Annotated in this window: 20 protein-coding genes; 9 read left to right on the top strand and 11 right to left on the bottom strand. The window is 66.2% G+C overall.

Features of this window, described 5'->3' with window-relative positions; all coding sequences use genetic code 11:
* Positions 1 to 39 precede the first annotated feature (39 nt).
* On the top strand, positions 40 to 771 hold the full coding sequence (gene psmB, locus NO876_RS04155; protein ID WP_256420417.1) for an archaeal proteasome endopeptidase complex subunit beta: 732 nt from the start codon (positions 40 to 42) through the stop codon (positions 769 to 771).
* Between the two features lie 76 nt (positions 772 to 847).
* On the opposite strand, the gene NO876_RS04160 is transcribed toward psmB, so the two are convergent.
* Positions 848 to 2,380: a glutamate-cysteine ligase family protein gene (locus NO876_RS04160; RefSeq protein ID WP_256420418.1), complete on the bottom strand. Its 1,533-nt coding sequence runs from the start codon at positions 2,378 to 2,380 to the stop codon at positions 848 to 850.
* 280 nt (positions 2,381 to 2,660) lie between these two features.
* Between NO876_RS04160 and NO876_RS04165 the strand changes: the two genes are divergently transcribed.
* Positions 2,661 to 4,679, top strand: coding sequence for an ATP-dependent DNA ligase (locus NO876_RS04165; protein WP_256420419.1), 2,019 nt, complete (start codon positions 2,661 to 2,663; stop codon positions 4,677 to 4,679).
* Positions 4,680 to 4,733: 54 nt separating this feature from the next.
* On the opposite strand, the gene NO876_RS04170 is transcribed toward NO876_RS04165, so the two are convergent.
* The 5 genes from NO876_RS04170 to NO876_RS04190 form a co-directional block, all read right to left on the bottom strand.
* Positions 4,734 to 5,828, bottom strand: a complete 1,095-nt coding sequence (locus tag NO876_RS04170) for a DNA topoisomerase IV subunit A (protein WP_256420420.1) — start codon at positions 5,826 to 5,828, stop codon at positions 4,734 to 4,736.
* 4 nt (positions 5,829 to 5,832) lie between these two features.
* A complete protein-coding gene (locus tag NO876_RS04175) occupies positions 5,833 to 8,244 on the bottom strand; it encodes a DNA topoisomerase VI subunit B (RefSeq protein ID WP_256420421.1) in 2,412 nt (803 codons plus the stop codon).
* A gap of 126 nt (positions 8,245 to 8,370) precedes the next feature.
* The gene (locus tag NO876_RS04180) at positions 8,371 to 8,913 is read right to left on the bottom strand and encodes a peptidylprolyl isomerase (protein ID WP_256420422.1); all 543 of its coding nucleotides are present in this window, start codon (positions 8,911 to 8,913) and stop codon (positions 8,371 to 8,373) included.
* A 63-nt stretch (positions 8,914 to 8,976) separates the two neighbouring features.
* Entirely contained in the window at positions 8,977 to 9,390 is a 414-nt protein-coding gene (locus tag NO876_RS04185; RefSeq protein ID WP_256420423.1) for a nuclear transport factor 2 family protein, read from the bottom strand.
* Between the two features lie 117 nt (positions 9,391 to 9,507).
* Positions 9,508 to 10,581 (bottom strand): anthranilate phosphoribosyltransferase, encoded by a 1,074-nt coding sequence (locus NO876_RS04190; protein WP_256420424.1) that lies wholly within the window; start codon positions 10,579 to 10,581, stop codon positions 9,508 to 9,510.
* Between the two features lie 196 nt (positions 10,582 to 10,777).
* Between NO876_RS04190 and ahbB the strand changes: the two genes are divergently transcribed.
* A complete protein-coding gene (gene ahbB / locus NO876_RS04195; protein WP_256420425.1) occupies positions 10,778 to 11,839 on the top strand; it encodes a siroheme decarboxylase subunit beta in 1,062 nt (353 codons plus the stop codon).
* A gap of 103 nt (positions 11,840 to 11,942) precedes the next feature.
* Here ahbB and NO876_RS04200 read toward each other — a convergent pair whose 3' ends face one another.
* From NO876_RS04200 to NO876_RS04210, 3 genes are all read right to left on the bottom strand, one after another.
* Positions 11,943 to 12,293 carry a DUF5802 family protein gene (locus NO876_RS04200; RefSeq protein ID WP_256420426.1) on the bottom strand — a complete coding sequence of 117 codons (351 nt, stop codon included), beginning with the start codon at positions 12,291 to 12,293 and terminating at the stop codon, positions 11,943 to 11,945.
* A 114-nt stretch (positions 12,294 to 12,407) separates the two neighbouring features.
* On the bottom strand, positions 12,408 to 12,707 hold the full coding sequence (locus NO876_RS04205) for a DUF7977 family protein (protein ID WP_256420427.1): 300 nt from the start codon (positions 12,705 to 12,707) through the stop codon (positions 12,408 to 12,410).
* A complete protein-coding gene (locus tag NO876_RS04210) occupies positions 12,697 to 13,761 on the bottom strand; it encodes a zinc-binding dehydrogenase (RefSeq protein ID WP_256420428.1) in 1,065 nt (354 codons plus the stop codon). Before NO876_RS04210 ends, NO876_RS04205 begins: the two co-directional genes overlap by 11 nt.
* Positions 13,762 to 13,932: 171 nt before the next feature.
* Between NO876_RS04210 and dnaJ the strand changes: the two genes are divergently transcribed.
* From dnaJ to NO876_RS04230, 4 genes are all read left to right on the top strand, one after another.
* Positions 13,933 to 15,105, top strand: coding sequence for a molecular chaperone DnaJ (dnaJ, locus tag NO876_RS04215; RefSeq protein ID WP_256420429.1), 1,173 nt, complete (start codon positions 13,933 to 13,935; stop codon positions 15,103 to 15,105).
* 461 nt (positions 15,106 to 15,566) lie between these two features.
* Complete coding sequence (locus NO876_RS04220; protein ID WP_256420430.1) at positions 15,567 to 16,547, top strand: calcium/sodium antiporter; 981 nt, start codon at positions 15,567 to 15,569, stop codon at positions 16,545 to 16,547.
* Positions 16,548 to 16,752: 205 nt separating this feature from the next.
* Positions 16,753 to 17,178, top strand: a complete 426-nt coding sequence (locus NO876_RS04225; protein WP_256420431.1) for a hypothetical protein — start codon at positions 16,753 to 16,755, stop codon at positions 17,176 to 17,178.
* A gap of 102 nt (positions 17,179 to 17,280) precedes the next feature.
* Positions 17,281 to 18,894, top strand: a complete 1,614-nt coding sequence (locus NO876_RS04230) for a succinic semialdehyde dehydrogenase (RefSeq protein WP_256420432.1) — start codon at positions 17,281 to 17,283, stop codon at positions 18,892 to 18,894.
* A gap of 197 nt (positions 18,895 to 19,091) precedes the next feature.
* Here NO876_RS04230 and NO876_RS04235 read toward each other — a convergent pair whose 3' ends face one another.
* Complete coding sequence (locus NO876_RS04235) at positions 19,092 to 19,388, bottom strand: ester cyclase (protein ID WP_256420433.1); 297 nt, start codon at positions 19,386 to 19,388, stop codon at positions 19,092 to 19,094.
* A complete protein-coding gene (locus NO876_RS04240) occupies positions 19,382 to 19,546 on the bottom strand; it encodes a hypothetical protein (RefSeq protein WP_256420434.1) in 165 nt (54 codons plus the stop codon). The genes NO876_RS04235 and NO876_RS04240 overlap by 7 nt, the downstream gene beginning before the upstream one ends.
* A 122-nt stretch (positions 19,547 to 19,668) precedes the next feature.
* Here NO876_RS04240 and NO876_RS04245 point away from each other — a divergent pair, with 122 nt between their 5' ends.
* A complete protein-coding gene (locus tag NO876_RS04245; RefSeq protein ID WP_256420435.1) occupies positions 19,669 to 19,986 on the top strand; it encodes a cupin domain-containing protein in 318 nt (105 codons plus the stop codon).
* A gap of 172 nt (positions 19,987 to 20,158) precedes the next feature.
* Positions 20,159 to 20,884, top strand: a complete 726-nt coding sequence (locus tag NO876_RS04250) for an AMP-binding protein (protein WP_256420436.1) — start codon at positions 20,159 to 20,161, stop codon at positions 20,882 to 20,884.
* Positions 20,885 to 20,935: the final 51 nt, after the last annotated feature.

The raw sequence follows: 20,935 nt of genomic DNA on the forward strand, positions 1-20,935 counted from the left end.
AGGGTGGCATTTATCAGCGACGGGCGACAACGCCAGGTAATGCGTACTCCCACGAGCGATGACGCCTCGGGGCGTCTCGACCCACTGAACGGCGAGCACTCGGGCGTCTTCTCGCCTGAACTCGGCGAATTCTCGAACGCGGAACAGCGCGCCGAACAGATGGGCGACAAAGAGACCAAGACCGGAACGACGACCGTCGGCCTGAAAACGAGCGAGGGAGTCGTCCTCGCGACGGACATGCGGGCCAGTCTCGGCCGGATGGTCTCCTCGAAGAACGTCCAGAAGGTCGAGGAGATCCACCCGACCGGAGCGCTGACGATCGCCGGGTCCGTCTCGGCCGCGCAGTCGCTCATCAGTTCGATCCGCGCGGAGGTCCGCCTCTACGAGGCGCGACGCGGCGAGGATATGAGTATGCAGGCGCTCTCGACGCTCCTCGGCAACTTCCTGCGCTCGGGCGCGTTCTTCATCGTCCAGCCCATCCTCGGCGGCGTCGACGAGGAGGGGCCCCACATCTACAGCATCGACCCCGCGGGATCGATCCTCGAAGAGGAGTACACCGTCACCGGCTCCGGCAGCCAGTACGCCCTCGGTGTCCTCGAACAGGAGTACGACGACGAACTGTCGATCGAGGAGGCGAAAACGGTCGCCGCGCGCGCGATCGAGAGCGCCGTCGAGCGCGACCTCGCTTCCGGTAACGGCATCAACGTCTGTGTCGTCACCGAAGAGGGCGTCGAGATCACCCAGCACAAGGACTTCGCCGAGGTCCTGTAAGTCGGCCCACGAGTAAGTCGAGACTCACTCGGCGCCCGTTGCGTCTTCTCCTGTACTCGAATCGACGGACGGACCGCTACAGCCAGTCCGCGAACGACCCGTCCAGCAGCGTCTCTCGTTGCTTCCGCACGTAATCGCGCTGCATCTCCATCACGGCGTCCGCGAAGTCGTCGCCGTCGGCGAGATACTCCCGCGTGCGGTCGACCTTCCAGGAGGCGGGCGTCGTTCCGTGTTCGACGCGGGCACGGAGCGGCCGGACGTACTTTTCCGCCTCGTCGTCCGAACACCCCGCGGCAGTGAGCCCGTCGACCGCGTGTGCGAAGATGTCGTCGTAGACGGTCTCGGTGTCGATGGTCTCCGCGCCGTCGTTACAGATCCAGCGCTGACCGCTGTCGAGTCCCTCGCGCATCGCGGCGTAGAAGTTCTCCCGAGCAGTCGACCACTGCTGATCGGTCGCCGGGTGTTGTCGGCGCGGGAGGCTCTCCATCAGGCCCGCGAACGTCGCCTGGAAGGCGACCGAGTCCCGGACGGTCGGCTGGGCCGCGATCGGCCGGAACTCGATCCGGGCGTTCGCCGAGGAGCGCGAGGCCCCGTCGAACACCGGACGGACCCATCGCCAGTAGGTGCCGTGCTTCCGTCGAAGCGTGGCGAACTCGTCGTCGAAGCGGTTCCCCTCTGGAACGGGCATCGGGACCATCGTCGCGTCGTTAGCGACGCGGTCGACCGCCTGCTCGATGTCGTCGAGGTCTCTGGGGAACCTGACTTTCTCCGTCTCCCCGGAGTTGAGAACCGACTCGAAGACGCCGATCCGGTGTTCGGCGTAGCCCTCTTCCAGAATTTTCGCCGCGCCGACGTCGTCGTACAGATCCGGCGGAAAGAACGGCGAGTTGACGCCGAGGGCGAGAAGCGGCCCGGCGATCCGGAGGGCGTAGTTGAAACGCGTCGGGAGGTCGGCGGCGTGAGCGACCTGGTAGTGCGGCTGGATCGAGGTGATGAGTGACTCGGGCATCACCGTATCCGCCGAGAGGCTGATGTTCGGCGCGTCGACGGTCATCTCCTCGGGCGCGGTCGGTCCGTTCGCCATCGCGTGGTAGCGTTCGGACCCGCTCATGTTCGTCGCGATCCGGATTCCGTCGGCCTCGACGCTGTCACTGAGGTACTCCCGAGCCGTCTCGCCGGCCGGCGGTATCGTCCACATCCCGTCGCTCACGAGGCGGATCCCCTCGGCACCGGTGCAGTCGAGGGCCGCGCCAAGGCGCGCGCGAACCTCGGACTCCTGCGCCCGCAGGCCGTCGGGGTTCAGCGGCTGCGGGCTGGTCGTCATCTCCGCGTTGTGGAGACCGAGTTCCTTCTCGAAGCCGATGAGTTCGAGGAGGCGGCGCGGGACGCGCATCAGCGCGTAGACGTCGGCGTCGTCGGAGGCGGCCCACCGCCCGTCGGCGACGGCGTAGAACTCGTACTCGAGGCCGACGATGGACTGGTGGTTGTCGAACGTCCCTTCCCGGAGTTCGGACTTCACCACCTCAGCGTCCGTCCGCGCCTGTGCCTCGAACTCCTCGACGTCGACGGCCAGCGCGTCCCGAACCGACGCCGCCAGATCCTCAGTCATAGCCGTCTTTGAGACATCGGGCGGCTTCAATCCCGTGATTCGATCGATGCGGGGACGATCGACCGCCGAGCGTTTATCTGCGATCGGGCGGCCAGCGGGCGTATGCGCTGAGCAGCGCCCCGCGCCGCTCCGCGGTTGTTCGGCACCCCGGTGCGGGGAAAGCGAGGGGACGGCGGTCCCCTCCGTCGAACGAGTGCCGACTGTACGCCCAGATCGGAACGCGTCGAGCTCCGATCGAGAGTCGGCGGACTCTTATCGAACCGACCGGTACTCCCGGCAAATGGAGTTCGCCGAGTTCGCTGCGCGCGCCGAGGAGATGGCCGGGGAGTCCGGCGATCTGGCGACGACCGACCACGTCTGTGACCTGCTCCGCGACGCGTCGGAGGACCTCTCGGTCGTCGTCCGGTTCCTCCAGGGTCGCGTGTATCCGGCGTGGGACGCGACGACGCTCGATATCGGTCCCGCGCTCCTCCACGAGGCGATCGCCCGCGCCGCGGGCCCGAACGTCGACAGCGACGACGTCGAGTCGAAACTGGCCGACGTCGGCGAGATCGGTGCCGTCGCGGCGACCTACGAGTTCGGCGGTCAGCGCGGACTCGGCGCGTTCGGCGGCGGAGCGGCTGACACATCCGGCGAGGACGGCAACGGTCTCACCGTGGCGGCGGTCGACGACCGACTTCGCGAGATCGCGACGATGACGGGCGAGGGAAGCGAGGGTCGCCGGCTCGACACCCTCTTCGGGCTGTTCAACCGGGCTTCCCCCCCGGAAGCGAAGTTTCTCGCGCGACTCGTCCTCGGCGAGATGCGGATCGGCGTCGGCGAGGGGACCGTCAGGGACGCGATCGCGGCGGCGTTTCTCGACGAGGGCGTCGCGAGCGGGGATCTCGAAGCGTCGCCCGATGGGTGCGAGGATCCCAAATCGACGGACGGCACAGGCGAAGCCGACCGAGCGTCGAACGGCGACGAGGTCGACGACGAGGAGGTCGACGACATCGAGGACGAGGAGGTCGACGACATCGAGGACGAGGAGGTCGACGACATCGAGGACGAGGAGGTCGACGACATCGAGGACGAGGAGGTCGACGACATCGAGGACGAGGAAGTCGACGACATCGAGGACGAGGACGCCGTCGACTCCCCGAACACCGACGCGATCGACGCCGTCGAGCGCGCGCTTCAGGTCTCGAACGACTACGGAATGGTGGCGCGCGTCGCCCGGGACGAGGGACGTGAGGGACTCGACAGGGTCGGTCTGGAAGTCGGCAGACCCGTCCAGGCGATGCTCGCACAGGCCGGCAGCGCCACCGAAGCAGTCGAGGAGTGGGGCGAGGCGGTCGTCGAGACGAAGTTCGACGGCGCGCGCGTGCAGGTCCACTTCGACGGCGAGGAGACCGCGCTGTTCTCGCGGAACATGGACGACGTCACCGACCCGCTCCCCGAGGTGGTCGAGTTCGTCGAGCGGGCGGTCGACGCGCCGGTCGTCCTAGATGGTGAGGTCGTGGCCGTCGACGACGACGGTTCGCCGCTGCCGTTTCAGGAGGTTCTCAGGCGGTTCCGCCGGAAGTACGACGTCGAGCAGGTGCGCGAGGAAGTCCGCGTCGAACTCCGCGCCTTCGACTGTCTCCACGTCGACGGCGAAGATCTGCTCGACGCCCCACTGACCGAGCGTCACGAACGGCTTCGAGACCTGCTCGGCGATACCGACGCGGTGTCGGCTTCCGTCGTCTCCGACGATCCCGACGAGATCGCCGCGATCGAAGAGGAGGCGCTCGACGCCGGCCACGAGGGGATTATGCTGAAAGACCCCGCGTCGACGTACGCGCCCGGCAAGCGCGGCCGTAACTGGCTGAAGCGAAAGCCGGACGTCGAGACGCTGGATCTCGTCGTCACCGGTGCGGAGTGGGGCGAGGGGCGACGCGCGAACCTCCTCGGGACGTTCCTCCTCTCGGCGCGCGTCGACGAGGCGAACGCCGGCCGCGACGCGTCCTCCGTCGACGGCGCGGCCGCAGACAGCGACGCCCACGCTACCATCGGCAAGGTCGCCACCGGGATCACCGACGAGGAGCTCGAAGCGCTGACAGAGCGGCTCGAACCGCACGTCGAACACCAGGAGGGCCAGACCGTCTCGCTCGCTCCGAAGGTCGTCTTCGAGGTCGGCTACGAGGAGATCCAGGCGTCGCCGACGTACGAATCGGGGTACGCGCTTCGGTTCCCCAGATACGTCACCGTCCGCGAGGACAAGTCGCCGTCCGACGCCGACAGCCTCGCGAGGATCGAGCGGCTGGTCGACGAGCGGTGAGACGGTTGCGAGTGGTGACGAGGTCCCGCGGATAGCCGGTCGCGACGAATCGCGCTACAGCACGCCCATCGTCGAGAGCCGGTCGGGCAGGTACGTCTCGGTGACGAAGTCCAGCCCGCGAGCGGCCAGCGCCTGCTGTTCGGCCTTCTTTTCGAGGTCGAGCTGGAGTTCGATCTGTTCGGTCCAGTAGTCGGTCTCGAAGCGGGGGTCCTCCAGTTCCGACTCCAGGGCGTTGATGTCGGAGTCAGCGAGCGGGTCGGTCGGGAGGTCGTACTCGACGATGTCTTCGGGCTGAATGCCGACGAAACGCGCCTCCGGCGTCGCGAGGTACTCTGAGAGGTGCGCGGACTTGATGGATCCGTAGGCGACCGAGCCGTAGATCCGGTAGGACCACGGGTCGCCGTCAGTGAACACCACGACCGGCAGGTCGAGTTCGTCGTGGAGGCGTTTCGTGATCCGACGCGTCGCCCGCGCGGGCTGGCCCTTCAGGTGGACGACCAGGCAGTTGTAGTCGGTATCGAAGCCGTTTTCGACCAGGCGGTCGCGCATCCCGCCGGTCTCGACGCAGAGCACGAAGTCGATGTCGTGATCCAGAAAGTCGATCGTGTCGGGGTTGTTCGGGATCTGGTAGCCGCCCTCGCCGACGTCCTTCTGACAGTGGATCTCCCGCTCGCCGCGGCGGGTCTGCTCGCGGAGTTCCAGCGGTCCCATCAGCGTCGCCCCCGACTCCTCGGGCCGCATGTGGAAGTCTTCACGGGTGACCTTCGAGACGATCTCGAGATCCTCGATGAGTTGATTCGACTCGTCCTGGCTGTTGAACTGCGCCTCCTCGTTGTCCCACGACTCCGAGAGGTAGTACAGTTCACGCAGCGTCGAGGAGCGGTCCTCCTCCAGTTGATTCACGAGGAACTCGATGGCGTAAGAGGCCTTCAGCAGTTTCCGCGCGCCGCGGACGCTGTTGGCCGACCGCGTCGAGGTCCGGTCGCCGTACACCCACACCTTCGAGTCCTCGTCGAAGACGATGTTCGACTTCGTCCGCGTGGGGATGTTCATCCGCGGCACCTCGCCCGCCGCGAACTGGTCGTAGAACTCCACGGCGAGATCGACGAGGCGCTCCTTCGCGAGTTCGTCGTCCTGTTTCGTGCTCATTGTGTTAGTCTGCGTCGATGGTCAGCTTCTCGGCTTCGACGCCGTCGACGTCGACGTCGAAGGTGGCGTCGTCCGCGATCGTGTAGGTCAGTTCGGCCGACTCGCCCGCCGGCACCGACGGTTCCCAGGAGATGAACCACTCGCCGTCGAGGTCGACGACGCTCGCGTCCTCCGGCAGATCCGAGGGTTCCGACGAGACGATGTCCGTGATTTCGGGGTTCTCGCTCCGGTCGGAGTGGTTCTCGACGGTCAGGGTGACGGTGTCGCCGTCGACCTCGCGCTCGACGCTCACGTTGTTCATAATGCGGGCGAGCGCGCCGTCGATGTTGGGTCGGGGACGCCCGGTCACTTCCGAGAGCTTGTCGGCCATCTCCGGGAGGATCCGTCCGAGGACGTCCTGTTTCTTCCGGCGCTTCTGCATGGAGCGCCGCTTGTTCAGATACGATTTGAGCTCGCGGGCGGCCTCGCGGATCGCCAGTTCGATCTCGTCTTCGATCTCGGGGATGTTCGCGAGTGCGTCCTTCGACTCGCTCGTGAACGGCACGTTCGTCGAGGCGACGTGGATCATAATCACCGCCGGGCCGTTGGGCATCCCGGAACCGCCGGGCTGGTCGAGGCCGTAGTTCCGCCAACCGATGCTCTTGACGACGTCCGTCGTCGCACACGCCCCACGCTGGTAGACGAGCGGAACGCGGTTCGCGAACCGGAGGAGGTCGACGGTGCCGTCCTGGAGTTCGCCCCCGTAGGCGATGCCGGCCTCGACGATGAACGGATCGCCGCCGTGGACCTCCGCATCGCGTGTCGCCGCCGCGTAGAAGTCGGCGTCGAACTCCTTTCGTAATCCGGCCTCCACGAGTTCGGCCGTGATCGGCGAGAGACAGTTCGTCGGGGGCGCGAGGATGTCGGTCTCTCGCATCGCCTCCAGCAGTTCGGAGGCGACGTCGCGGTCCCCGGCGATTTCCTTGACTTTCGGGACGTCGTCGGGAACGGTCCGCATCGTCTCCCAGAGCGCGTCGGCGACGTTCTCGCGAGCGGTGTCGCCGAAGGAGACGTCCTCGGAGACGAGCCGATCCGCCGAGCGGTCGACGTACCCGCGCAGTTCCGCACGGGTCACGCGGTTCAGGACGTCGCCCTCGTCGAACTTATCCGCCAGCCGGTCCGCCAGCCCCGAAACGGTCGCGTCGTCCTTTCGAGTGCTCGTCGCGTCGTCGACGAGCGAGTACAGGTCCGTCGCACGGTCGCTCGTCAGGACCGTCCAGGCCGCTTCGACGGCGTTCTCCCGAACGGTGTCGCCGAAGTTCGCCTCGAACTCCTCTTCGACGTCGTCGGCGACGGTGTCGACGATGTCCCGTAACTCCGAGTGCGTGGTCCGCTCCCGCGAGGAGAGCGTGTTCGAGACCCGTCCGGCGAACGCTTCGGTCGCGTCCGCGCCTTTGTTGACCACGGCGTTTTCGACGGCTGTGCCGAGCGGCGTCTCTGTGTTCTGTGGAACCGCCCAGCCCATCTCGCGGCCGAAGTGCCGATCCCGGAAACTGTCCAGTACCTTCTTGCTCGTCTTCGCGCCGACGCGGGTGAATTCCTCCTGGAGGAAGCCCGAAACCGAGTAGGACTCCGTCGCAGCGAGCATCTTGATGAGCGTCCCGAGTTCGACGCCGTGGGGGTGCGGGCGGATCTCCTCGGTCTCGGCCGGCAGGCCCGCGCCCTCGACGCGTTCGTAGTGGCGGGGTTCGTCGAGTCCGGGCTCCGAGAGCACCAGGCGCGCGTGGGGGTTGACGACCGCGGTGTGCTTGACGTAGTCGTGGAGCTGCTGGCGCGCCCGCATATTCGCCTCCATCTCCATCTCGATCCGGGTCCCGTGGGTCGGCGAGAGGTCCGATTCCCCCGGGGCGCGCTCCTCTTCGACCTGGATCTCCGGCTCGTTCGTGTCGGTGTCGATGATGAGCTCGAAGTACTGGGCGCGCTCGGAACGCTGGGTCCGCGACGTGATCTTGGCGGGTTTCCCGGAGGTGAGCTGTGAGTAGAGGACGGCCGCTGAGATCCCGATTCCTTGTTGCCCTCTACTCTGCTCTCTGGCGTGAAACCGCGAGCCGTAGAGCAGCTTCCCGAAGACCTTCGGGATCTGCTCGCGAGTGATGCCCGGCCCGTTGTCCTCGACGATCAGCGTGTAGTAGTCCCCGGACTCCCTGATCTCGATCGAGATGTCGGGTTTGATCCCGGCCTCCTCGGTGGCGTCGAGGGCGTTGTCGACCGCCTCCTTGACGGCGGTGACGAGCCCCCGGGCCCCGGAGTCGAAGCCGAGCATGTGCTTGTTCTTCTCGAAGAACTCGGCGATGGAGATCGCGCGCTGGCCCTCCGCCAGCTCCTCGGCGATCCCCCCTCCCTCTTCCTCGCCGAGCGTCGACTGAATCGAGGTCATTCTGTGCGCGCTCCTACCCGACGAACGGTTAAGAAGGGTTCGGGAGTGGGGTGAAAGTGAAACCGAGAGCGACGCCCTGGCCGTGGTCGGTTCAGAGCGCGGACGGGCCGGAAGAGAAATCGGCGGCTACTCGGCGTCGACGTCGATCGATTCGATCTCGATGTCGTTCAGGGGTTTGTCGTCGCTGTCGGTCGGCACGTCGCCGATCTTTTCGACGACGTCCATCCCGTCGACGACGTGACCGAAGACCGCGTGGCGGCCGTCGAGGTGGGGCTGCGCGCCGAGCGTGATGAAGAACTGCGAGCCGTTCGTGTTGGGGCCGCGGTTGGCCATCGAGAGGACGCCCGCGCCGTCGTGGTTCAGGTCCTCGTGGAACTCGTCGTCGAAGGTGTAGCCGGGACCGCCGCGGCCGGTCCCCTCGGGGTCGCCGCCCTGGATCATGAAGTCGTCGATGATCCGGTGGAAGACCGTGCCCTCATAGAGGGAGTCCGTCCGGGTCTCGCCCGTCTCGGGATCGCTCCACTCCTTCTCGCCGGTCGCGAGGCCGAGGAAGTTCTCGACCGTGCGCGGGGCGCGCTGCTCGAACAGTTCGAGCGTGATGTCGCCTTCGGTGGTCTGCAGCGTCACGACGGGGTTCTCGGGGTTCTCGAGTTCGGAGTCGTCGACCATAGGTGGAGGAGGGCGGTCAGATACAAAACGGTGTCCACTCGTGTGCCGCGGCGGCCTGAGCGCTCACTCCGGCACCGCGCTGACGTGCATTCCGACGAAGAGCCACTCCGCGCTCGTGTCGCTTTCCTCGCCCTCGCGTCGTTCGAGCGTCCCGCTCCACCGACTGTCGAACGCGCGCCCGCGGTCCTCGTCGATGTCGTGCCACTCCATTCGTACGTCGTCGGAGAACCACGCGTGGTCGCCGCGCTCGACGACCCGGAGGTCGCGGCTGTCGACCGTCCAGTCCTCGGTCGTCGCCGTCTGCTCGCGAAGCCCGGTCTCGATCTCCTCGTAGCCCGTCAGTTTCTCCGTGATGCCGAACTTCACGACCGTTTGATCCTCGGCGAAGAACGGGTACAGCGGCTCCTCGTCTCGGAGCGTCTCGTAGTACTCGCGGATGCGGCCCTCGGCAGTCGATGTGGCGGAGGCGTCGGTCATATATCCCACAGCGGCCGCGAGGAGGAAACGCCTGTCGGCGACGCCCCCGATCGGCCGGGGTTCGTATGCCAGCCGATCAGAGCGCGCCCCGATCGGCCGGTGTCGCGTTCCCGCCGATCAGAACGCGCGCAGGTCGTCGAGCACGGCCGCTGCCGCACCCGAATCGATGCTCTCGCGAGCCATCTCCAGCCCCTCGTCGAGGGATCCGGCGTCCTCGCGGGCGTAGATCCGGAAGGCGGCGTTGAGCGCGACCGCATCGGTAAAGTGATCGTCGCGGTCGCCGGCGACGACCTCCTCGGTCAGTCGGGCGGAGTCGCCCGCGACGTCGTCGGGGTCGACCTCCAGGTCCTCGTACTCGAAGTCCATCCCGTACTCGGGGGTCTCGATCTCGTAATCGTCGAACTCGCCGTCGGTCCACTCGCCGACCTTCGTGTAGCCCGGGCGGATGTCGTCGTACCCCTCCATTCCCTGGAACATCACGACGCGGTGGGGGCTCTGGCTCTCCATCTGCTCGAACGTGTCGGTGATCTTCTTCGCGAACGCGAGGTGGTAGAAGGAGCCGAGGTGGACGTCGGCCTTCGCGGGGTTGGCGATCGTCTCGACGGTGTTGACGAACGTGCGGACGCCCATCCGGTCGCGGCGGTCCCACAGCGCGTGGACCCTCGGGGCGAACTCGGGCTGGTAGTAGAAGCCGAACCCGGTCTCGTCGACCATGTCCGCGCTTTCGGTGGGCACGAGTTCCGTTCGGACCCCGAGTTCGTCGAGGACGTGCTTGTAGGCGTCCTGTTTCTGCGTCGGCACGCGGTCGCCCGAGTGGACGACGACGGGCGTGCCCGCGCCGGCGGCGACGATGCCCGCCGCGGCCCCCAGAATGGCCGTGTCGCCCTTGCCGTCGTAGTTCGCGCCGCAGTCGACGGGATCGGCGTCGGGTTCGGCGTAGACGACGTCCTCGGCGATGACGTCGGCGTAGGCGGCGAGTTCCTCGGCGACGTTGTGTTTCCAGCGGTTCGCCAGCCAGAACGCCCCGAGCGTCGTGTGATCGGGCTCGCCGGCGAGGATCCGCTCCATCGCCTCTGTCGCCTGTTCGCGCGTCATATCCTCGGCGGACTTGACGCCCGTTCCGACGACTTCGGTCATCAGTCGTTTCAACGGCCACTCCCCGAATTCGGCGGTCTCCGGCGCTTGCGCCATATAGACCGGAGTTGGTGTCCGACGGTCAAAAGTGATCGGTTCGATTCTCACGGCGTCGGAGCGGCGATCCGGTTCTCACGGCGTCGAAGCGGCGGTCCGATTCTCCACAGTCGAAGCGACGGCCCGGAGTGGCACGGAACGACCGGTGCGGACCGCGGCCGAAATAGGTACGTTCGTCCGGTCCAAGTGGGGAGTAATGAGTGCACTGGAGGACGACTGGCGCGCCGACCTCGACGACGTCGACGCCGCGCTCGTCGACGAGTACCAGAGCGGCTTTCCCGTCGTCGAGCGGCCGTTTCGCGTCGTCGGCGACGACCTCGGAATCGGGGAGGACGAGGCCCTCGACCGCGTGCGTCGGCTGCGCGAGCGGGGGATCTTCCGCCGGTTCGGTGCCGTCCTGAACCCCCCCGTCATCGGCAGTTCGACGCTGGCGGCCGTCTCGGCCCCCGAAGAGCGATTCGACGAGATCGCGACGGTGATCAACGGCTACCGGCAGGTGAACCACAACTACCGCCGCGACCACGAGTGGAACATGTGGTTCGTCGTCACCGCGGCCTCCCGGGAGAAGCGCGACGCGATCCTCGACGAGATAGAGGAGCGAACGGGGTGTGCGGTGCTGAACCTCCCGATGCTCACGGACTACTACATCGATCTGGAGTTTCCGGTCGTCAACGACGACTCCTTCGCCCGCGAGAGCCTCTCCTCGACGGACGCGTCGGCGACGCGGATCTCCGAGGAGGCCGCCGGGGACCTGACCGAACTGGAGGCCGACCTCCTCGTCGAGATCCAGGACGGATTCCCCCTGTCGGCGACACCGTATCGGGACGTCGCCGCGGCGCTCGACGCCGGCGGTCTCGACGCCGACGTCGACGACGTGATCGGCGCCGTCGATCGACTGCTCGAAAACGGGTGCATCAAACGGATCGGCTGTATCGTCAACCACGTCGTCACCGGCTTCGACGCGAACTGTATGGTCGTCTGGGACGTGCCCGACGACGAACTCGACGCTCGCGGGGAGGCGGTCGGCGAACTGCCGTACGTCACGCTCTGTTATCACCGACCCCGCCGGCCCGACCAGGAGTGGCCTTACAACCTCTTCACGATGATCCACGGCCGCGAGGGCGACGCCGTCGACGAGAAGATCGACGAACTCGCGGCGGAGTATCTCCCGGTCGACCACGAGCGGCTCTACTCGACGGAGACGCTGAAGCAGACCGGCGCGCGGTACGACGAACTGGTGAGCGCCGAGGGCGAGTGAGTCGCGGTCCTGGCGGGACGGAGGTGAATGAGTCGCGGTCCTGGCGGGGACGAAGGCGAGCGATCTACGACACCGTCGGGACGAATCCCGCCGCGGCGGCAGATCACGCCACGGCGCTGTCGTCGCCGAACCGATAGCCCGAATATTTGAGCAGTTCCGCGGCGCGGTCGGATTTCGCCAACAGCACGTCGCGCTCTGCGGGGAGATCGCCGCCGGTGACCGACTCGGGAACGACGAGCGTTCCGGAGGGAACGTCGTCGTCGCCGAGCACCGGAATGTGGCCGCTGTCGAGTTTCATCACCAGCGGCGCGTCGGTGCGGAAGAGCCCCTCGTCGCCGTAGAGGTGCTCGTTCACCCGTTCGTGATCCGCCCGCTGGATCGCGGGGACGTCCCGGTCGGCCGGTTCGACGTACAGCCGTCCCAGGTAGTAGCCGGTGGAGAACGTTTCGAACATCTGTGCGAGAGGTTGTCACACATACACGATAATAAGTCTTTCCGGCAAACTACAAGTCGAAGCGCAATCAGCGGGGTCGACCCAGGGGGACTTACTCGACCACGACGACCCACGTCACTCGTCGTTCGTCGCCGCCGTCATCGCCCAGACGGCGGTGAGACCGAGGGCCGCGGCGGGAAGCAGCGGGAGAACGAGCAAGGAGGCGATGTAGGGGATTCCGATCGCCGAGAGGATCCCGGGTCGGACGTAGATGATCCCCGGGACGATCAACAGACAGACGACGAGGACGGCGACGAGAACCCAGCCGCGCCCGCCGAAGCCGTCGGTGTCCGCCTCCGATTCCGATTCCCGGGCCCCGGCGGCCGTCTCGGTCTCACCCGGCCGATGGACGTATCCCCCGTCGTCAGAGTTCACTGTCTGGGATTACGACTACCTTGCCAAAGCCCTCCCGGTTCTCGATCAGCTCGTGGGCGCGGGCGGTCTCGCTCATCGGTAGCGTCTCTCGGATCCGCGGCTCGAGGACGCCGTCCCAGACGAGTTCGAGGACTTCTTCGGCCTGCTCTGGCGTCGCCATCGTCGAGCCGATGATCTCCAGTTGATTGAAGAAGATGCGGTTCAGCGCGGCGTCGGGGTTCGGCCCCGTGGTCGCCCCGCAGGTGACGAACCGGCCGCCCTTCCGGAGGCTCTTCAGCGAATCCTCGTAGGTGGCTTCGCCGACGTGGTCGACGACGACGTCGACGCCGCGCCCGTCGGTCAGGTCGTAGATCTCCCCGGCGAAGTCCACCGCCTCGTAGTCGATGCCGTGGTCCGCGCCGCAGTCGGCCGCGTGTTCGAGTTTCTCGGCCGACGAGGCGGTCGCGTACACCTCACAGCCGGCGTGGTCGGCGATCTGCACCGCCGCGTGGCCGACGCCGCCGGACGCGCCGTGCACCAGAACGCGTTCGCCGGCCTGCACGTCCGCGCGGTGGATCAGCATCCGCCAGGCGGTCTGGAAGACGAGCGGTGCCGCCGCGGCGACTTCCCACGCGACGTGCTCGGGGACGGGAACGAGGTTCTCGGCGGGGACGGCGGCGTATTCCGAGTGGACGCCGCGGGCGTGCTCGCCGATGATGTGGAAGTCGGGCGAGAGCGTCGGGTCGTCCCGCCGCCGGGACGCGGTCCCCCCGCCCGCTTCGACGTCTCGGCCGTCGCCGCGGACACCGGCGAGGAGTGCGACTCGATCGCCGGGGGCCACGCGCGACACGTCTTCGCCGACTTCCGTGACGACCCCGGCCATGTCGCTGCCGGGGATATGGGGTAACGACAGGTCGAGCCCCGGAAGCCCGCGTCGGGTCCAGACGTCGAGGTGGTTCAGCGCGCCGGCCTTCACGTCGACGAGGGCCTCGTCGCGACCGATTTCGGGGCCGGGAAACTCGCCGTACTCGATGACGTCGCGGTCGCCGTGCTCCGAGAACTGGACGGCTTTCATACCGGCTTCTCTTCCGGCGAGTACAAAAGCCCGGGGGCGGACGTCGCGACAGGTGCGAGGGAGGACGTCGCGACAGGTGCGTGGGAGGACGTCGCGGTTGTGGATCCGGTTCCCCGTCGTCTCCGACCCGTTCAGTTGAAGTAGCTCAATCGTTTACGACTCTCACAACGAATGAGCGAGGACTTCTACGACGTTCTCGGTGTCTCCCGAGACGCCACCGAGGACGAGATCAAGCAGGCCTACCGGAAGAAGGCCGCGGAGTATCACCCCGACGTCTCCGAGGAGGCCGACGCCGAGGAGAAGTTCAAGAAGGTCAAGAAGGCCAAAGAGGTCCTCACCGACGACGAGAAGCGCCAGATGTACGATCAACTGGGCCACGAGCGCTTCGAACAGGCCGAAAAGCGCGGCGGCGTCGGCGGCGGTGCCGGCGGCGGCCGCGGCCAGGGCAACCCCTTCGGCGGGATGGGCGGCGGTGGCGGCCAGGGAAGTCCCTTCGAGGACATTTTCAACCAGTTCTTCGGCGGCGGTCGCGGCGGGGGCGGCGGCAGGGGGCGCAACCGCCCGCGACAGGGGCAGGATCTGCGCACTCAGGTCACCCTCGACCTCGAAGAGGTCTACGAGGGCGTCGAAAAGCAGTTCACGATCACCCGCCCGGAGGAGTGTTCGGAGTGTGGCGGCCGCGGCCACCCCGCTGACGCCGACGTCAACACCTGTCCGGAGTGTAACGGGCAGGGACAGACCACGACCGTCCGGGACACGCCGCTCGGGCGCGTGCAACAGACCCAGACGTGCCGTCGTTGCGAAGGTACCGGCGAGACCTACAGCGAGACGTGTTCGATCTGCGGCGGCGACGGCGTCACCCGCGAGGAGGCGACACTCTCGGTCGACATCCCCGCCGGGATCCGCGACGGCCAGACGCTCCGGATGGAACGGGAGGGCGCGCCCGGCGAGAACGGCGGTCCGAAGGGCGACCTCCTCATCGACGTCTCCGTGCGCGACCACGACGACTTCGAGCGCGACGGCGACGACCTCTATCACCGCCACCCGATCTCGTTCCCGAAGGCGGTCTTCGGCGCGACGATCGAAGTCCCGACGGTCGACGGGACGACGGCACTGGAAATCCCGGCGGGCACCCAGAGCGGCGAGGAGTTCCGGATCCGTGACGAGGGGATGCCGCACCTCCGCGGGCGCGGCCACGGCGACCTCTACGTCCATGTGCAGGTGGTGACCCCCGACAACCTCAACACGGAGCAGAAGGAGGCCTTGGAGGCCTTCGCCGAGGCCGGAGGCGAGGACGTCGACGTCAACGAGGGCTTCTTCGAGAAGATCAAGAATTCCTTCTAACTCTACCTTTTTGTGCGGTGGGTTTCCTCGCTCACTGCGTTCGCTGCGGGAACCCACCGTGCAAAAACCTAGAGGGAAAAAGACCGCCGACGTCACGGCCTTCGGCCGCTCGTCGGCGGGGAGAATAGTCGCTCCCCCGCCACCGCACCGCGCTGGCTTTCAGCGAGGCCAGCAGTCTCGCCCGGCTCGCGGATGCTCAATGAAAGTCAACCATTGAGCGAATCGAGAGATCAGAATCCGGCGACCCGGTGGGCTCTTCGAGTTCCCGGTAGCCGGCTCACTCGCCGAAGACGAGGTCAAGAGCCGACCAGCGGGAGGCTCGCAGTTCTTTTGGTCCAGTTTTTGCTGCGGGCGGCTAAGCTGCCCGCAGCAAAAGGTGAGCGTGCAGCGCAAACAGAGAGCGCGAGAAAGCCACGTGCACATCGAAATTTAATGTCCTCCCCTCAGAACCGTGCGGTGACATGGCACAAGGCGGAATCGTCGTTCAATTCGCGATCATCGTCGGGGCCGTCTTCGGGTTGTGGATCGGCGCTCGGGCACTCGTAGACGCGGTCGTCAAGCTGGCTCAACGACTCGGCGTTTCTGAGACGACCATCGCACTAACAATCGTTGCGATCGGGACTTCGATGCCGGAAATCGTCGTGACAAGCGACGCTGCTCTCTCCGGATTCGGGGACATCGCTGTCGGCAACGTTGTCGGGTCGAACATCTACAACCTCGCATTCATTCTCGGCGTCGTGTCGCTCCTCCGGGTCATTCCGGTCGAGCGGTCACTCCTCCATCGGGACGGGATCGCACTGATTCTTGCGACCTTGGCCGGCTTCGCAGTTCTGTTCGATCAGACCGTGACCGGTGCTGAGGGGCTTGTACTCGTCGGACTGTTTGTTGTCTACACGGTCTATATGATCCGAGACGAGCGAACAACGCCTGCTCTCGACACCGAGTATCCGGAGTCACGCGTATCTGAAGCGGTCGTGAAGGCAGTGTCATTCCGGGGACGGGAGGCCCTCGTACTTGGTGGGGGGTTAGCCATCGTGTTGATTAGCGGGCACTATATGGTCGAAGCCGCGTCGGTGATCGCCCGCAGTGCGGGAATCTCGGATTGGGTCATCGGTGGGACAATCGTTTCGGCGGGAACGTCGACGCCGGAGTTCGCGGTGTCGCTCGTTGCACTCCGGCGAGGGCACATCGGGATGTCTGTCGGGAACGTCGTCGGCAGCAATATTTTCAACACGCTCGGAATCCTCGGATTCGCGGCAGTCCTCCGTCGGCTCTCTGTCGGCGGCGCGGCCATAGAGAGCCTCCTCTGGCTGACGGTGGTCACGGTCGTTATGGTCGCCGCTCTGTGGTCTGGACGAAAGCTCTCACGCCTCGAAGGCGGGGTCTTCGCCCTCTCCGAGGTCGTCCGCTGGGCGTTGGGACTGCTCCGAATTTTCGGCTGAGATGCTCGTCACTCTCCGTGGCTCACTGAACGACAGGCGGCAGACGATGTGACCGTCGCCGGATCGTTCGTAACTCAACTACCGGACACGAGACACGGACCATCGTAAGGACCTTTTGCCCACGGCCAAGCGCCCGGATCCGTTCTCGGGTGAGTACGACCGTAGGAGTGTTTATCCGCTCTACGCCTGTACGTGTTGATTGGAGATGACTTCGAACGAACACGTCTTACCAGCCGGACTCCGTACGGTCTTCAGACTCCATGCGCTCGTCGTGGCCGGAGCGACGCTTCCGCTCATCTTCATCCCGGTCGTGTGGGCAGAACTGGTCGGCTGGGCGGCGGTCGACGTAACGCTCGCTCGGCTCCTCGGTGGTGCCCTCCTCGCGACTACCGTCGGCTCGCTCCTCGCAAGTCGCGTTCGGACGTACGCAGAGGTCCGCACGTATCTCCTCTTCGAGCAGACCGTTGGAACGCTTATTTTCCTCGTCGCTGCGTACGAGGTCCTCTTCGGAGGGGCGCCACCGTTCACGTGGGCCTTCGTCGCGGTCCCTGGCGTGTTCAGCCTCGCACGGATGTACTACCTTCTGTATGACGAGGAACTCCGAGCGGACGTCCCGCGCCCGGCGTCCTAACCGCCTCAAGGACGAGGGAAGACCCGCTCTACCCGACGCTCAGTCAAACGCTGTGCCGTGCTAAGTGGTATTTATGCTGTCAGGAGTCGAATATCTACTGTTATGCCTTCGTTCGCATCGTCCCAACCGAACCCGGACAGCTCCACGCAGCGTTTACCGTGGACCACACGGGTTCGACCGGAGACGCTCTCCCGACTTGAGACGCTCATCACGCTCGCCGACGAAACCGACCGCGAGCGTCTCCCGGTCGTCGCGCCGTTCACCGGCGAGGAGTTGGCGACCGTTCCGGCTGGAACCGCCGCCGACGTCGAAGCCGCCGTTGACCGGGCACGGACGGCCCAGTCCGCGTGGGCCGAGCAGAGCATCCGCGACCGGGCGGCCGTCCTTCGGCGGTTCCGCGAACTCGTTCTTGACCGTGAGGCGTTCCTCTGTGACCTCATCGGACTTGAGGGCGGTAAACCCCGATATCACTGCTTCTCTGAGATATACGTCCTCGCCGAGATAGCGCGATACTACGCTCGACACGGCGAAGACGTCCTCGGGGAAGTCCGTCGCGCCGGGCCGATTCCCGGAGTGACCGCCGTCCGGGTCCGACACCGCCCGGTCGGCGTCGTCGGGATCATCGGTCCGTGGAACGTCCCGTTCGACCTGACCGTCGGTGATGCGCTTCCGGCTCTCCTCGCGGGCAATGCGGTCGTCGTCAAACCGGCCGAGCAGACGCCGTTCAGTGCCCTTGCCGGGGCGGAACTACTCTACGAGGCGGGACTTCCGCGGGACGCCTTCCACGTCGTGACCGGAACGGGCGAGGAGGCTGGCGCTGCAATCGTCGATACCGTCGACTTCGTCTCGTTCACAGGGAGCACGGGGACGGCGCGACAGATCGGCGAACGGGCCAGTCGACGGGGTATCGGCTACTCGCTCGAACTCGGCGGCAAGAACCCGATGGTCGTCCTCGCTGACGTTGACCTCGACGCGACGCTCGAACGGATGGTTCAGGGGTGTTTCGGGAACTCCGGGCAGGTCTGTATGGCCCCAGAACGGATCTACATCGAAGCCGCCATCTACGACGAGTTCCTCGCACGATTCACGGAACGGATCGAACGGCTCACCCTCGGCGCGTCGTTCGACTACGACGTGGAGGTCGGGTCGCTCATCTCCGAGGCTCACCTCGCGAAGGTGGCGGCGCACGTCGATGACGCCGTGGCAAAGGGAGCGACAGCCCTGACGGGCGGCCAGGCCCGGCCCGACGTCGGTCCGATGGTATACGAACCGACAGTCCTCGTGGACGTCACAGAGGATATGACGCTGTACACCGAGGAGACGTTCGGCCCCGTCGTCGCCGTTTACCGGGCCGAAAATGCCGAGGAGGCGATCGAACGGGCGAACGAGACGCCATACGGACTGAATGCGAGCGTCTGGACGAGCGACCGACGACGGGGCGCATCGGTCGCGCGCCGACTCGATGCTGGTATGGTCGCCATCAACGACGCTTACGCGGTCGGGTATGCCGCGCCCGCGGCACCGATGGGCGGAACGAAAGGATCTGGAACCGGACGCCGACACGGGCCTGAGGGGCTCCTGAAGTACACGGTTCCCCAGACGATCGCACGGAACCGGGGAATGACGTTCGTCCCCTCCGGAGAGGACGCGGAGGCTTCTGCCCGTCGACTCCTCCGACTCCTCCGCTTCTTCGGGCGCGTTCCCGGCCTACGCTGAAGTTCCTCTGATAGGCGTTTGCTCGTGACGCCCTCCCCGAGTGGACCAGACCGCTACCAACTCTGGCAGAAACGTGGGCTGATTCCGGAGGATATACTCAGTGCGTCGAAGATGAGCGGTCACAGGTCGGATCGGGCTTCGTCGGTACGGAGAACGGGTAGCGACTCTCACGAGGGACTACCGAACTCGGAGTCGCGTTATGCCTCGATGGGAAGTTCAACTCCGATCTGTCCCAGAAGCGTCGCCATTCCTGCAACGGAGGCCGTCTCCACGATTTCACCGTCCCGAACTCGGCGCATATGGACCCCCGGAACTGCAATCTCGTTGCCTGTCGGTTCGATGCCACGGAACGGTCCCTCGTGCGTGCCACGCATCGTTATGTACTGCATCACTGTGTCTCCCTCCACTACTCCGTGTTCGACTTCCACGCGCAGATCGGGGAAGGCGGTTTTCCACTCTCCGTAGAGCGCTTTGATGTCGTCTCGACTCACCACTGGCTGGCCGTCACCTCGCCCGGTTCGACGAGGACCTGATTCACCCTGAGTTCGCTCGCTTCGAGCCGCTCGGTCAGTTTTCGGACCGACGTCTCGCAGGTATTGAACTGTTCTTTCGGTACGGTCTCCGGGTGGACGACGTTGAACCCCTCCGTCATCGGCTGGTCTCGTACGTCGGTTTCGACCGCCGCGGACAAAAAGATACGGCGGGAAGTCGCTCCCCCCCGGAGAACCACCGGGACCCTCACTTTCACGTCGCTCTCGTCCGAATGGACTGTCGATGTCGTACACGAAAGCGAACCACACCGACGGCGACGAGAAGGCACCCGGAATGTACTTCCTCCGCGAGGAGCTCGACTGCGAGAACCTCGGACTCACCGTCATCGAGGCCGAGGCCGGGTGGACCGGAATGGAACACGACCACGGTGACGACGGTCAGGAGGAGGTGTACTATCTGGTCGAGGGCGCGGCGACGATGGACGTCGACGGCGACGAGGTGACGATGAGCGCCGGCGACGCTCTCCGCGTGGCGGGCGACGCGAGTCGACAACTGACCGCCGACGAGGCGAGCACGTTGGTGGTCGCGGGGGCTCCCTGACCGACAGTGGGCGAGACGTCGGGATCGCCGGCGATGGAACGTGGCACACAGAGACCCGCAGCGGCGAGATACACCACGTAGGAGTGGACGTTCACCCGTTCACGAGGGGTGACCTTCACAGGTCGTCGTGCTCGGCCGACGCCGTTTTGCCCCCCGCCGGCCGAGTGCCGGTATGAATCCCGATCCAGATCCGGAGGGATCGTCTGACCTCGGATCCACCGGAGAGTCCAACGCCGGTGAGGAGTACCCGCCGCCCCTCTCGGATCCCGAGACGGTCGGTGAGCTCGTCGCTCGCGATCGACGAACCTCGGGGGTCGCACTCCGCGCGGAGAACGTCGACCGGACGTACAGCTACCACAACTTCGTCACGACGACGTACAAGATCGGCAACGTCCTTCGGCACCTCGGCGTCCGTCGCGGAACGGAGGTCCTCGTGGTTCCGGACCCGCTTCCCGAACCGGTTCTCACCTTCTACGGTGCGGCCCAACTCGGTGCGGTCACGCGCTTTTCGGACACCCTCGCGTCGACCGACCCCCGGGTCGTGGTCGCGCCCGCGGACCGCGAAGCGGCCGTTGATCTGCCCCCCGGACACCACCTCGTCGTCTACGGCGACCCGCCGACGGCGGCGACGACGACCCACTGGGAGACGGAGGTCTGGAGCGAGAACCCGGCCGTCCATCCGACGAGCGTCGGGGGAACCGACCCGCTCTTGGCGGTCGGCGATCGAACCCACTCGCACGTCGACGCGCTCTCGAAGGTATCCGGAGGCGAGGCGAGCGAGCGACCGGAAGCGGGCGAGCGAGTCGCCGTCCAGGGCTCGTTCGAGGACCCCGACGTGGTCATCGACGGCCTCGTCGAGCCGATCGCGGCGGGCGCGACGATCACGCTCACCGAGTGACCGCCCGGTTCTGTCCGGACGTGACGCGCTCGACGTTCCCACGGGTCGAAA

Origin of the sequence: Halobellus rarus (assembly GCF_024494595.1) — an archaeon.
In the GTDB taxonomy this organism is placed as follows: domain Archaea; phylum Halobacteriota; class Halobacteria; order Halobacteriales; family Haloferacaceae; genus Haloquadratum; species Haloquadratum rarum.

Coding starts and splice junctions, on each gene's coding strand:
- NO876_RS04185 (WP_256420423.1), bottom strand. CDS start 9,390: ATGACCGACGCCTCCGCCACATCGACTGCCGAGGGCCGCATCCGCGAG.
- NO876_RS04175 (WP_256420421.1), bottom strand. CDS start 8,244: ATGACCTCGATTCAGTCGACGCTCGGCGAGGAAGAGGGAGGGGGGATC.
- NO876_RS04230 (WP_256420432.1), top strand. CDS start 17,281: ATGCCTTCGTTCGCATCGTCCCAACCGAACCCGGACAGCTCCACGCAG.
- NO876_RS04225 (WP_256420431.1), top strand. CDS start 16,753: ATGACTTCGAACGAACACGTCTTACCAGCCGGACTCCGTACGGTCTTC.
- NO876_RS04220 (WP_256420430.1), top strand. CDS start 15,567: ATGGCACAAGGCGGAATCGTCGTTCAATTCGCGATCATCGTCGGGGCC.
- NO876_RS04200 (WP_256420426.1), bottom strand. CDS start 12,293: ATGTTCGAAACGTTCTCCACCGGCTACTACCTGGGACGGCTGTACGTC.
- NO876_RS04160 (WP_256420418.1), bottom strand. CDS start 2,380: ATGACTGAGGATCTGGCGGCGTCGGTTCGGGACGCGCTGGCCGTCGAC.
- NO876_RS04170 (WP_256420420.1), bottom strand. CDS start 5,828: ATGAGCACGAAACAGGACGACGAACTCGCGAAGGAGCGCCTCGTCGAT.
- psmB (WP_256420417.1), top strand. CDS start 40: ATGCGTACTCCCACGAGCGATGACGCCTCGGGGCGTCTCGACCCACTG.
- NO876_RS04210 (WP_256420428.1), bottom strand. CDS start 13,761: ATGAAAGCCGTCCAGTTCTCGGAGCACGGCGACCGCGACGTCATCGAG.
- dnaJ (WP_256420429.1), top strand. CDS start 13,933: ATGAGCGAGGACTTCTACGACGTTCTCGGTGTCTCCCGAGACGCCACC.
- NO876_RS04180 (WP_256420422.1), bottom strand. CDS start 8,913: ATGGTCGACGACTCCGAACTCGAGAACCCCGAGAACCCCGTCGTGACG.
- NO876_RS04190 (WP_256420424.1), bottom strand. CDS start 10,581: ATGGCGCAAGCGCCGGAGACCGCCGAATTCGGGGAGTGGCCGTTGAAA.
- ahbB (WP_256420425.1), top strand. CDS start 10,778: ATGAGTGCACTGGAGGACGACTGGCGCGCCGACCTCGACGACGTCGAC.
- NO876_RS04165 (WP_256420419.1), top strand. CDS start 2,661: ATGGAGTTCGCCGAGTTCGCTGCGCGCGCCGAGGAGATGGCCGGGGAG.
- NO876_RS04245 (WP_256420435.1), top strand. CDS start 19,669: ATGTCGTACACGAAAGCGAACCACACCGACGGCGACGAGAAGGCACCC.
- NO876_RS04240 (WP_256420434.1), bottom strand. CDS start 19,546: ATGACGGAGGGGTTCAACGTCGTCCACCCGGAGACCGTACCGAAAGAA.
- NO876_RS04250 (WP_256420436.1), top strand. CDS start 20,159: ATGAATCCCGATCCAGATCCGGAGGGATCGTCTGACCTCGGATCCACC.